The organism is Bradyrhizobium sp. ORS 278 (assembly GCF_000026145.1).
Taxonomy (GTDB): domain Bacteria; phylum Pseudomonadota; class Alphaproteobacteria; order Rhizobiales; family Xanthobacteraceae; genus Bradyrhizobium.
In genome coordinates this window covers 5,441,222-5,453,044 of record NC_009445.1, presented here as the reverse complement: position 1 = coordinate 5,453,044, position 11,823 = coordinate 5,441,222, and the positions used below count along the sequence as shown (strand labels likewise).

Here is an 11,823-nt window from a genome sequence, read left to right as displayed (position 1 = left end):
GGACATTTGGGATCAATACGAACGACCGCCGTGGGCGGCAAAGAAGGGATTGCTTGATGCGCGCGTCATATCTGTTCACCTCGGAATCGGTGTCCGAGGGCCATCCGGACAAGGTCTGTGACCGGATCTCGGACGAGATCGTCGACCTGTTCTACCGTGAAGGGCCGAAGGCCGGCATCGACCCCTGGCAGATCCGCGCCGCCTGCGAGACGCTCGCCACCACCAACAAGGTCGTGATCGCCGGCGAGACCCGCGGCCCGTCCTCGGTGACGAATGAGCACATCGAGCACGTCGTCCGCGAGGCGATCAAGGATATCGGCTATGAGCAGGAGGGCTTCCACTGGAAGACCTGCGACATCGAGATCCTCCTGCATCCGCAGTCGGCCGACATCGCGCAGGGCGTCGACGCGCTGCAGCCGGGCGAAGTCAAGGAAGAGGGCGCCGGCGACCAGGGCATCATGTTCGGCTACGCCTGCAACGAGACGCCCGACCTCATGCCGGCGCCGATCTTCTATGCCCACAAGATCCTGCGCATGATCGCCGAAGCCCGGCATTCCGGCGTCGAGAAGGTGCTGGGCCCGGATTCCAAGAGCCAGGTCACCGTGCGCTATGAGAATGGCAAGCCGGTCGGCGTGCGCGAGATCGTCGTCTCGCACCAGCACCTGATCCCGGATATGACCTCGGCGCAGGTGCGCGAGCGGGTCGAGCCCTATGTGCGCGAGGCGCTGCCGAAGGACTGGATCACCAAGGACACGATCTGGCACATCAACCCGACCGGCAAGTTCTACATCGGCGGCCCCGATGGCGACACCGGCCTCACGGGCCGCAAGATCATCGTCGACACGTATGGTGGCGCGGCCCCGCATGGCGGCGGCGCGTTCTCCGGCAAGGACCCGACCAAGGTCGACCGCTCGGCCGCCTATGCGGCGCGCTACCTCGCCAAGAACATCGTGGCCGCCGGCCTCGCCGATCGCTGCACGCTGCAGCTCGCCTACGCCATCGGCGTGGCGCGGCCGCTGTCGATCTACATCGACACCCACGGCACCGGTAAGGTCTCCGAGGACAAGCTCGAGAAGGCGGCGGCCGAGGTGATGAACCTCACCCCGCGCGGCATCCGCTCGCATCTCGACCTCAACCGTCCGATCTACGCGCGCACCGCGGCGTATGGCCATTTCGGCCGCACGCCCGACAACGAGGGCGGCTTCTCCTGGGAGAAGACCGACCTCGCCGAGGCGTTCAAGCGCGCGGTGTAGTTGCTACTTCACCTCTCCCCGCCAGGGCGAAGCGAAGCTTCGCGGGGGCGGGGAAAGGTCGGATTGCACCGAAGATGCAATCCGGGTGAGGGGACTCTCCACGAATTCTTTACGTGGAGGCTCCCTATGATCCCAGCCCTCTCCCCGCCGGATCGGGGGAGAGTGATCCAGACAGCGCTGCGACGCGTCTCGTTCAATCGTTACAACCCGTTCGAATTCATCCGACCAGGAACCCCACATGACCGCCTTCAACGACTACATCGTCAAGGACATTTCGCTCGCCGAGTTCGGCCGCAAGGAGATCTCGCTCGCTGAGACCGAGATGCCCGGCCTGATGGCGACGCGCGAGGAGTATGGCCCGAAGCAGCCGCTGAAGGGCGCGCGGATCGCAGGCTCCCTGCACATGACCATCCAGACCGCGGTGCTGATCGAGACGCTGAAGGCGCTCGGCGCCGACATCCGCTGGGTCTCCTGCAACATCTATTCGACGCAGGACCATGCCGCCGCGGCGATCGCCGCCGCCGGCATTCCGGTGTTCGCCGTCAAGGGCGAGACCCTGGTCGACTACTGGGACTACACTGCCAAGCTGTTCGACTGGCATGGCGGCGGCCATCCCAACATGATCCTGGATGACGGCGGCGACGCCACCATGTACGTCCATCTCGGTCTCAAGGCCGAGAACGGCGACGCGGCGTTCCTCGACAAGCCCGGCTCGGAAGAGGAGGAGGTGTTCTTCGCGCTCCTGAAGAAGCAGCTCAAGGAGAAGCCGAAGGGCTACTTCGCCGAGATCGCCAAGTCGATCAAGGGCGTCTCCGAGGAGACCACCACGGGCGTGCATCGTCTCTACGACATGCAGAAGGCCGGCACGCTGCTGTGGCCCGCGATCAACGTCAATGACAGCGTCACCAAGTCGAAGTTCGACAATCTTTATGGCTGCCGCGAGTCGCTGGTCGACGGCATCCGCCGCGGCACCGACGTGATGATGTCGGGCAAGGTCGCGATGGTCGCGGGCTTCGGCGACGTCGGCAAGGGCTCGGCCGCCTCGCTGCGCCAGGCCGGCTGCCGCGTCATGGTCTCCGAGATCGATCCGATCTGCGCGCTGCAGGCATCGATGGAGGGCTATGAGGTGACGACGATGGAGGACGCCGCGCCCCGCGCCGACATCTTTGTGACCGCCACCGGCAACAAGGACATCATCACCATCGAGCACATGCGCGCGATGAAGGATCGCGCCATCGTCTGCAACATCGGCCACTTCGACAACGAGATCCAGGTCGCCTCGCTGAAGAACCTGAAGTGGACCAACATCAAGCCGCAGGTCGACGAGATCACCTTCCCCGACGGCAAGCGCATGATCCTGCTGTCCGAAGGCCGGCTCGTGAACCTCGGCAATGCGATGGGCCATCCGTCCTTCGTGATGTCGGCGTCATTCACCAACCAGACCCTGGCGCAGATCGAGCTCTACGCCAACAACAAGGACGGCAAGTACAAGAAGGAAGTCTACGTGCTGCCGAAGTCGCTCGACGAGAAGGTCGCGCGCCTGCACCTCGCCAAGATCGGCGTCAAGCTCACCGAGCTGCGCCCCGACCAGGCCGCCTATATCGGCGTCAAGCCGGAAGGCCCGTTCAAGTCGGAGCACTACCGTTATTGAGCTGCACTCAAGCGCGGTGGAGATGACGAAGGCCGGGGCATCGCCCCGGCCTTTTGCTTGATCGCGTACTTGATTAGCTATCAGCAGTTCTGCGATGAGCTATCAACGGTGTCGCAGATCGGCAATGGTCGTGAATGCGCCCTCTCCCCTTGTGGGAGAGGGCATGTATGACAGTGCGGCAAGCTCGGTTGGGTGAGGGGTTTCTGTCCACGAGCGTGCTCCCGGAGAGAGACCCCTCACCCAACCGCGCTTGGGGATGGGCCGGAGATGCCCTCTCCCACAAGGGGAGAGGGCGCATTCACGAGCACCGCAACGGACGCTTGTAATCACCCCGTGCGCCGTGACGACGGCGCCGCGGCCCGCACGGCCTTGCCGCGCTTGGCAGCGTGATGCTCCGCCCGTGCCGCGATCCGCTTGTGCTTCCTCGTCTCCGCCGCCGCGACCTTCACTGCCGGCGTGCGGTGCTTGGTGTATTCCTCGCCGTCGACCGGGCCGACATGCGGCGGGTCGCGGTCGAGATACGGCCGGCCGATGCCAAAGCTCTTGCCGTTGGCGTCGACCCATTTCCACAACTGCTCGGTCGCCACCCAGCGCTGCGCGCGCGTGGCGCCGTTGACGGAAACGATGTCGGCCGCGAGCCCGTGGCCATAGCCGCCGCGCAGGCTGCCGCCGTGATAGGAGCGGTTGGTCGCCGCCTTCAGCCCGCTCGCGATCTCCTGGCGATAATCGTCGCGGAAGCCGCTGGTGATGCCCGGCGCCAGCCCCGCGGCTTCGGCGGCGTGCAGCGTCTGAAACAGCTTCATCTTGAAACCGCGGTCCATGCCGCCGATGACGTATTCCATCATCGTCTGGCCGACGCGCTCGGCGGCCTTCGGATCCTTCCATGCGAAATCATTGTCGACGAGCTTGCTGAAGCTGCGCGTCACCTTGACCTGGCGGCCCTTGCGCTTGACCGTGACGACGCGGCGCTCGGTCTCCCGGATCTTGTCGAGCTTCGGCGCGCGCTCATACAGCGCCCACAGATAGCGATCGACGCAGACATCGATGTCGGGACATTCGTCGAGGATCTCGACGCGGTCGGCGCTCGCCACCGTCGATTTGGGCATCTCGCCCGACGGGGTCGGAGAGGGCAGCTCGTCGACCGGGAGAGGCGCCGAGGGCGTGATCGATGCGGTCGTGAGCGCCGTCTCCGAGGGGAGGGGCTGTGTCGCCGTCGGTGCCGTCGCGGAGACCGTCACGTCTGCAACCGCCGGCGTCGTGGTTGCCTCCGGCTCGGCGGCGGTTGCGGGCCAGGCCATGACGCAGCCGGCAAGGACAACTGATCGGCACAACGCACGCGTGGTGAACTGCTGCGAGCTCATCATCCGGCCTCCGAGATCCAGGCACCTGCAAGCAGGCGCGGTCAGGCATCCGATACCTGCGATTGTTTGGTGCTTGGCGGCCGCGCGCAATAACGCAGCGCGCGATGTCGGCAGCTTTTGCGGGAACTGTGGCTTGTGCGCAACGATCAGGGATTGTGAGTTCCGTGTGTCCCTGATGAGTCCGTTTGGCGTTGAACGATGCGTTGCGTCGTGCGGTGGAGCAGCTTGCGTCCCGTCAGCATGGCGCGTGCGAGGTTCTCCCGCTGCAGGCGGCTGACCAGCACGACGCCGGCGACATGCAGCACGACGAGCAGGATCAAGAGATACGACGTCACCTCATGCGTATCCTCGACCCACCACACGCCGAAGAAGCGCACCGTGACCTGCATCGCGCCGGTCACCGCGGAGACGATCAGCACGAGCAGCAGCGCCAGCTGCATCGCCGTGCCGGCGGGGTTGAGCCCGAGATAGCGTCCGGTTCTGCCGCGCCGCAGATTCCACAAATAGGCCGGCGTGGCGCGCAGCCGCGCGCGAAGGCTGCGGAAGCGCGAATGGCGGCTGCCGATCAGGCCCCAGATCAGGCGGAAGGCGAGCAGCCCGAGAATCGCGTAGCCCGCCACGCGATGCAGGCCGTCATGGACGTTCGGCGTCACCCAGGCGACGAGCACCAGCACAGCCAGCATCCAATGCCACAGGCGCAGCGGAAGATCCCAGACCTGCACGGTCTCGGCAGGGCTGGGGTCCTTCAATCCGGCTCTGGGAGCTGTGCCGTGCATGAGCATCACGAAGCGGCGTGCAGCGCTGCGGCACGCCGCGCGCCGACTACTTGGCGATGGTGTGCTTCAGGCTGAGGTCTTCCGGGCTGTAGAACAGCTCATACAGCTTGCCGCCCTTGACGCCGTAGACCTCGTAGCAGCTGCCCTCGACCTTCGAGCGGCGCACCTCGTAGCCCGCATCCTTCGCCTTGGCTTCCGCCTCGGCGGCCGGCTTCCACTGGGCCTTGTCGAGCTTGGTGCAGGTCTTGTAGCCGTCGGCCATGGCGGGCGAGATGGCAAAGCCGGCGAGTGCGGCGCCGAGCAGGGCGGCGGTGATCAGTCTCATCAATCCCTCCAATGAGCAAACTCAAACACGATGCATCGTGGCACCAGTGGAGACGGCATGGGGCCGAATGTGTCAACGGAGCGGCGGCTGGAATTGCTCTTAGAGGGGTTCCAAAATCGTACCGGCTTGCAAAACAAGGCCTTGGAGAACAGCCGCGGTCTCCGCGACGTTAGGTCTCGCTCGTCACTTGAAGCCCAGAGCGAGCCGCCAAGTCGCTTCGAATTCGGAAGCCGAGATCGCGTGCGCGGAAAATCCGCTGAGATCATTGATCTCCGAAACCGTCGGAATCACGCCCTCCGGCATCATGTCCCGCCAGTTCGCCTGGGCGTAGCTGCAGGTCTCAAAACGACCGTCGGAATACTTCCGGATCCACCGGATCGGATAGCGATCGCGATCGAGTTCGCCATAGCACTCGAGCTCGATGTCGTCCTCCCGGGGATTGACCGTGTGCATGTAGCTGTCGGGTGGCCCGACCGAAGGCGGCGGTGGCAAGTTGCGCATGTCGTTCACGAAGTCGATCGCGGATTGTTGACTTCCCGCTGTCGCGATCCAGCTCACGTCGTGCTCCGTCAACCCGAGCGTCGCGAGAACCTCGGCGAGCAGGTCAGCAAGGCCGTGGGTGGCGAGCACGGCGCCATCGACGAAAGCCGTCGGTCCCGTTGCGCCGAAATGCTCGATCTCGTGGCGCAGTTCCATGAGAAGAACCGTGTGCCCCGAGCCGAGCCTGAGGAACACGCCTGACGCATCGCCGAGCCCGCCCTCCTGCCACGTCTCCAAGGTCCAGCCATGGCTCGCCGCGAGCTCGGCGAGCGGACGCGACAGCGTCAGGATAGCGGTGGCACAATCGACGTTCGGAAAGCGATAGTCGAAGATCTGTTCTGCCGGCGTCATCGCGGTGGCTCGCTCCGGTCCGCTGCCGCCAGCGCCGTGCGGTCGAACGTGATCACCGTGATGCTCTCCTCTTCGGCGACGGCGAACCGCAGGCCGTTCCGGTCGAACGCCATCGGTGGCGGCTTGGCGTTTTCATCCCTGTTGATGATGCTGCTGATCTGCAGGCCGGTTTTCAAGGCGCTCCAGCTATGAACGATCTCGCCAGTCGACATATCGATCAGCTTGGGGTGGCGATAGAGCGACAACAGGTGGCGGTCTCCGACGGCGAAGATCGTGCCTGCCGGCTCGCCGAGTTGCACCGTGCGCAGGCAAGTTTGGCGCGCGACATCGTACACGGCGAGCCCGCATGGACGCAGGCGGGGGGCGGCCTTTGCTGCGGCTTCGTTCATCTCGGGTTCCGCCGACGCCGCCACGATGAGACGATCGTCGTCTAGCCAACAGGCGGCGCTCTCCTCGGCCAGATACGGATTGTACGGGCGATGCGCGACGTTTGGCGTGTCGAGATGCTGTGGGTTTGCGAGCGCCTCAGCGACGTCGAACCAAATGACTTCGTCCCGCGGATGCCAGACCCAGCCCGCGCTGAGCAGCCGTGTGCCGCTCGGGCTGGCTGCCAGTCGCGAGTGGAAGAAGTCGGCAGGCTTGCGCTCCATCACTGACGTCAGTAGGCGCCCGCTTTCGGCTTCCTCCAGGTCGAGCCGGCAATAGTCTTTCGGGCAGTGGGCAAGGAGAGTGCGACGATCGGGGTCGTCGAACAGCGCCAATGGGAATTCGTACGTTTCGGCAAAATAATAGCTTCGATTGATCTCACGCAGGACGCGACCGTTATCGAACAGCAAGCCCTTGGTCCCGAGCTTCTCATAAATCACGACGAACCTGCCATCGGGCGACGAAGTCGCGGCGTCGAAACGATAGGGATAGTAGACGTTGCTCGGCCGCTCCGTCCCATCCAGCGCAAACGCCCGTCCTCCGCTGACCCAGTCGATCAGTTCGTCGCCCCGCCAGCACAGCGAGGCGACGTTCTTGGCGGGGAAGCTGGTTTGCGTGAACAGCGGCGGACATTCCGCGGGCATCGGCGCGACCTATTCCTTTCGCGCGAACACGGCGACGTGACCGAGTAGATTCGGTATGCGGTCTGGCATGTCGATCCGCAGGCAATGCTCCTGAACCGTCACATCAGGAAAGTCGGCCAGCACCTCCGTCGCCACGCAGCTCATCGACTCCCGGTCATGCTCGGAGATCTCGCCGTCGAAGACACAGAAGATGTCGATGATGCCGTCAGTGAAGGCATATCGAACCTCCCGCAGTGACGCCGACACCTCGCCTAGAAGGGCGCGGTTCACCTAAAAAAGAATGGCCGATCTCTCGAGCAAGGCCGGACTCCAACTCCGCACGTGCCTGGAAGGCTTGATGATCGATACGGCACGCCATTCTAACATAACCAGCGCGGAGATCGTCAACGCGGGCAGGGTGTTCTGCTGGACGACGTCGCCGATGTCTGTCAAGATGTTCGTAATGACCTTGCATGTTCACATCGCAGGCGCGGCGCTCTGCCGCCGAATTACCGACCCGGCCTGATCCGTCGGGCCGGGCACGTTTGCCTGCGACTTGATCTGTGAACATCTACGGCGCCCGGGGCGGTGCCGCACGCGAGGTCTCCATCCATGTCTCCGAACCGACCCATGCTGCACCTCGTGTGCGGCAAGATCGCTGCGGGCAAGTCGACGCTGGTCGCGGAGCTCGGCCGGCGCCCGGCCACCGTGGTGGTGGCCGAGGACGAGTGGCTGGCGCAGCTCTACCCAGGCGAGCAGAACAGCCTCGCTGACTATGTCCGGAATTCGTCCCGGCTGCGCGCCGTGATGGGCCCGCATGTCGTGGCGCTGCTGCGCGCCGGCGTGTCGGTCGTGCTCGATTTCCCCGCCAACACGCGGGCGAGCCGTAGCTGGATGCGCGGCCTGTTCGAAGCGGCGGAAGTGCCGCACCGGCTGCATCATCTCGACGTGCCCGACGCGCTCTGCAAGGCGCGGCTGCGGGCGCGGAATGAAGCGGGGGAGCATGCGTTCTACGTGACAGACGAGGAGTTCGACCTGTTCACGTCCTACTTTGAGGCGCCGTCGCCCGAGGAAGGATTCGACGTGATCGTGCATCGGCCGTAGCTGTTACAGCCTGGTAGCCCGGATGAGCACAGCGACATCCGGGATCATCGAGAGAGCGCGTGAGACCCCGGATGTCGCTGCGCTCATCCGGGCTACGCGGCCGTTGCTAATCACTCCCCAGCCCGATCCTGAACCGCCGGTTCTGCCGCCCCTTGTTGTCCACCTTCAGAATCCGAATGCGCCGCGCCTGCGCCGTCGACACCAGATGCGTGCCGCCGCAGGCCTGGCGGTCGAGGCCGTCGATGTCGACGATGCGGATCATGCCGTCGGCCTGGCGCGGCGGGGCAACAGATTTGGCGCGAAACAGCCCGGCGGTGGCCTGCGCGTCGTCATAAGGCATGTCGAAGGCGCGCACCGGGCGGCCGTCGGAGATGGCGGCGTTCACCGCGTCCTCCACTGCGCGCAACTGCTCCGGCGCCACCTTCGGCAGGTCGAAGTCGACGCTGAACTCGTCGGTGTCGGTCATGCGCACGCCGGTCAGCAGCGCGCCGTCGAACAGCGTGTAGACCGCGCTGTTGACGAGATGGGCCACAGTGTGCTGCTCGCACATGCGCTGGCGGAAGGCCGCGTCGACGCGGAGCGTGATTGTCCCCCACGGCACCGCGTCGTCACCGAACTGGTGCCAGAGGCCGTCCGACGTCGGCTCGAAGCCAGTGACGTCGCGTACGATCCCGTTCCACGCGATGGTCCCGCGGTCCGGCAATTGGCCGCCGCCTCCGGGATAGAACGGCGAGCGTGACAGCAGCACGGCGCCATGGCGGACGTTCAATGCCGTCGTATCAAGCTCGAGCACATCGGGATGATCGACGGCGAACGGGCGGGCCAGGACATTGGTCATGCAAAACGGCTTGCTGTCGTAGCCCGGATGAGCGAAGCGACATCCGGGTTCATCGAGAGGGTGCGCGAGAACCCGCATATCGCTGCGCTCATGCGGGCTACGAATTCTACGCAGCGTCACCCGTTCGCACAATGTGCTCGCCGCCAATCACCGGCACGCCGTCACCGTGAACCAGGCCATGCGGAACGCACCGTCGCCGAGACGCAGGCACACGGTGTCGCCGGGCTGCAGCCGCTCGTAGAGCGCCTGGGGCACATGCGCGTCCGTCGCCGCCGCGAACGGCCCCCAGGCGTCCAGCGTCACCTGATGCATCGCGAGCCTACTGTGGCCGAGATGTTTCGCCAGCACGCGGCTGCGCAGCAGCGCCGGTGCCGAGCGGTCGAGCGCGGCGTTGAACTGGCCGAGCGTTCCGAAGGCATAGGCGGCGACGAAGACGGCGGCGAGCAGGAGCCGCCAGCCGCGCCGGCGCAGCTGGGTCTCGAACCGTGCCGCCACGATCAGGAAGACGACCGCGACCGCGATCGCGAATGCCGTGATCGGCAGCCAGCTCACGAGATTGATATCCGAGAGCGTGCGCGCGGCGAGCGTGCCGGCGGCCACGATGCAGCCGGTGCCGAGATTGGCGCCGTAGCCGGAGCCGAGCCCGATGCGGAACCGGCCGGGGAAGCGCAAGGTCAGGCCCAGCGCCAGCAGGGGAATGACGGTGATGACCGCGATCAACTGGCCGGCCGGGAAGCTCGGGAAGAGCGACCAGCCGGCGAGCCCGATGGCGGCGATGGTGAAGCCCAAGGCGATGCGCTGCGCCGGCACGCTGCCGCCTTCCCGGCTGCCATCATGGCCAGGCGTTTCGTGCTGCGGGGCGGCGGCGTTCATGGCGATGTCCGTGTGAGTCTGGCCCTCTTGATAGGACAGGAGGGTTGATCGATGACGAACGCGCCTGCGATTTGACACCGTCAAGCGGGGTTGCCACTGTCGGTCACCGGCGCGGGACGCCGGCCAGGGAACGCCAGGATCACCTCATGTCAACAGAGCATGTCGACGTGCTGATCGTCGGCGCCGGACTGTCCGGCATCGCCGCCGCCTATCATCTACAGCACAAATGCCCGGGCAAGCGCTTTGCGATCCTCGAAGGGCGGGGTGCGATCGGCGGCACCTGGGACCTGTTCCGCTATCCCGGCATCCGCTCCGACAGCGACATGTATACGCTCGGCTATTCGTTCAAGCCGTGGACCGATCCCAAGGCGATCGCCGACGGGCCGCAGATCCTCAACTATGTCCGGGACACCGCGACCGAGAACGGCATCGATCAGCATATCCGCTTCAACCATCGCGTCATCAGCGCCTCCTGGTCGAGCGCGGATGCACGCTGGACGGTGGAGGCTGAGCGCAAGACGGAGCAGGGCACTGAAACCGTGCGGATGACTTGCGGCTTCCTGTTCATGTGCTCCGGCTATTACCGCTACGAGAACGGCTATCTGCCGGACTTCAAGGGCATGGCCGATTTCAAGGGCCGCATCGTGCATCCGCAGGCCTGGCCTGAGGATCTCGACTACGCCGGCAAGCGTGTCGTCGTCGTCGGCTCCGGCGCCACCGCGGTGACGCTCGTGCCGGCCATGGCCAAGACCGCGGCCCATGTCACGATGCTGCAGCGCTCGCCGACCTATGTGGTGTCGCGCCCGGCGCAGGATGCCCTCGCCAACAAGCTGCGCCGGCACCTGCCGCCGAGCCTCGCCTATCACCTGATCCGCTGGCGCAACGTGCTGTTCGGGATGTATTTCTTCCAGCTCAGCCGGCGCAAGCCGGAACGCGTCAAGCAGCTCATCCTCGGGGGCGTGCGCGCCGCGCTCGGCGCCGACTACGACATCGCCACCCATTTCACGCCGCGCTACAATCCCTGGGACCAGCGGCTGTGCCTGGTGCCGGACGGCGATCTGTTCAAGACCATCCGCGAGCAGCGCGCCTCGGTCGTCACCGCGGGGATCGAGACCTTCACCGAGCGCGGGCTGCGCCTGTCGGACGGCCGTGAGCTCGAAGCCGATGTCGTCGTCACCGCGACCGGCCTGGTGCTGCAGGTGCTCGGCGGCATCGCGGTCGCGGTCGACGGCCGCACCGTCGATTTCGCCAAGACGCTCAACTACAAGGGCATGATGTATTCCGACGTGCCGAACCTCGCGGCGACGCTGGGCTACACCAATGCGTCCTGGACCTTGAAATGCGATCTCACCTGCGAATATGTCTGCCGTCTCATCAACTACATGGACCGGAACGGCTACCGGCAATGCGTGCCGCACAATGACGACTCGACCGTCACGCCGCTGCCGTCGCTGAGCTTCAGCTCCGGCTATGTGCAGCGCTCGATCGCCGACCTGCCCAAGCAGGGCTCGAAGCGGCCGTGGCGGCTGTATCAGAACTACGCCCTCGACATCGTCTCGCTGCGTTTCGGCAAGGTCGACGACGGAGTGATGCGGTATTCGTGAGGGAGGACTGCGGTGAGCATGAGAGCCTCATGGTTCGAGACGCGCCGCATGCGCGCCCTACCTCGATTTCCTGCGGCACATTGATCGTGAGCGGAGTA

General features: G+C 65.3%; 13 protein-coding genes. 5 read left to right on the top strand and 8 right to left on the bottom strand.

Going from position 1 to position 11,823, the window contains the following annotated elements:
- The first annotated feature begins 56 nt into the window (after nucleotides 1-56).
- Complete coding sequence (gene metK, locus BRADO_RS24345) at nucleotides 57-1,253, top strand: methionine adenosyltransferase (protein ID WP_041756898.1); 1,197 nt, start codon at nucleotides 57-59, stop codon at nucleotides 1,251-1,253.
- Between the two features lie 238 nt (nucleotides 1,254-1,491).
- A complete protein-coding gene (ahcY, locus tag BRADO_RS24340) occupies nucleotides 1,492-2,904 on the top strand; it encodes an adenosylhomocysteinase (RefSeq protein WP_008962703.1) in 1,413 nt (470 codons plus the stop codon).
- A gap of 326 nt (nucleotides 2,905-3,230) precedes the next feature.
- Here ahcY and BRADO_RS24335 read toward each other — a convergent pair whose 3' ends face one another.
- The 6 genes from BRADO_RS24335 to BRADO_RS24310 all read right to left on the bottom strand — a co-directional run bounded on the left by BRADO_RS24335 (nucleotide 3,231) and on the right by BRADO_RS24310 (nucleotide 7,597).
- Entirely contained in the window at nucleotides 3,231-4,268 is a 1,038-nt protein-coding gene (locus tag BRADO_RS24335; RefSeq protein WP_012028861.1) for a D-alanyl-D-alanine carboxypeptidase family protein, read from the bottom strand.
- Between the two features lie 143 nt (nucleotides 4,269-4,411).
- The gene (locus BRADO_RS24330) at nucleotides 4,412-5,047 is read right to left on the bottom strand and encodes a cytochrome b/b6 domain-containing protein (protein WP_041756896.1); all 636 of its coding nucleotides are present in this window, start codon (nucleotides 5,045-5,047) and stop codon (nucleotides 4,412-4,414) included.
- A gap of 40 nt (nucleotides 5,048-5,087) precedes the next feature.
- On the bottom strand, nucleotides 5,088-5,366 hold the full coding sequence (locus BRADO_RS24325) for a PepSY domain-containing protein (RefSeq protein ID WP_012028859.1): 279 nt from the start codon (nucleotides 5,364-5,366) through the stop codon (nucleotides 5,088-5,090).
- A gap of 183 nt (nucleotides 5,367-5,549) precedes the next feature.
- Nucleotides 5,550-6,257, bottom strand: a complete 708-nt coding sequence (locus BRADO_RS24320) for a hypothetical protein (RefSeq protein WP_012028858.1) — start codon at nucleotides 6,255-6,257, stop codon at nucleotides 5,550-5,552.
- Nucleotides 6,254-7,327 (bottom strand): hypothetical protein, encoded by a 1,074-nt coding sequence (locus BRADO_RS24315; RefSeq protein WP_012028857.1) that lies wholly within the window; start codon nucleotides 7,325-7,327, stop codon nucleotides 6,254-6,256. Before BRADO_RS24315 ends, BRADO_RS24320 begins: the two co-directional genes overlap by 4 nt.
- A gap of 9 nt (nucleotides 7,328-7,336) precedes the next feature.
- Nucleotides 7,337-7,597 (bottom strand): hypothetical protein, encoded by a 261-nt coding sequence (locus BRADO_RS24310; protein WP_157872614.1) that lies wholly within the window; start codon nucleotides 7,595-7,597, stop codon nucleotides 7,337-7,339.
- A 67-nt stretch (nucleotides 7,598-7,664) separates the two neighbouring features.
- Here BRADO_RS24310 and BRADO_RS33380 point away from each other — a divergent pair, with 67 nt between their 5' ends.
- Nucleotides 7,665-7,832, top strand: a complete 168-nt coding sequence (locus tag BRADO_RS33380) for a hypothetical protein (RefSeq protein WP_157872613.1) — start codon at nucleotides 7,665-7,667, stop codon at nucleotides 7,830-7,832.
- A gap of 86 nt (nucleotides 7,833-7,918) precedes the next feature.
- Nucleotides 7,919-8,410 (top strand): ATP-binding protein, encoded by a 492-nt coding sequence (locus BRADO_RS24305; protein WP_012028855.1) that lies wholly within the window; start codon nucleotides 7,919-7,921, stop codon nucleotides 8,408-8,410.
- A 106-nt stretch (nucleotides 8,411-8,516) separates the two neighbouring features.
- Here BRADO_RS24305 and BRADO_RS24300 read toward each other — a convergent pair whose 3' ends face one another.
- Nucleotides 8,517-9,248 carry an alanyl-tRNA editing protein gene (locus tag BRADO_RS24300; protein ID WP_012028854.1) on the bottom strand — a complete coding sequence of 244 codons (732 nt, stop codon included), beginning with the start codon at nucleotides 9,246-9,248 and terminating at the stop codon, nucleotides 8,517-8,519.
- Nucleotides 9,249-9,395: 147 nt separating this feature from the next.
- On the bottom strand, nucleotides 9,396-10,121 hold the full coding sequence (locus BRADO_RS24295) for a hypothetical protein (protein ID WP_041756893.1): 726 nt from the start codon (nucleotides 10,119-10,121) through the stop codon (nucleotides 9,396-9,398).
- A 146-nt stretch (nucleotides 10,122-10,267) separates the two neighbouring features.
- Here BRADO_RS24295 and BRADO_RS24290 point away from each other — a divergent pair, with 146 nt between their 5' ends.
- Nucleotides 10,268-11,725, top strand: coding sequence for an NAD(P)/FAD-dependent oxidoreductase (locus BRADO_RS24290; RefSeq protein WP_012028852.1), 1,458 nt, complete (start codon nucleotides 10,268-10,270; stop codon nucleotides 11,723-11,725).
- The last annotated feature ends 98 nt before the right edge of the window (nucleotides 11,726-11,823 follow it).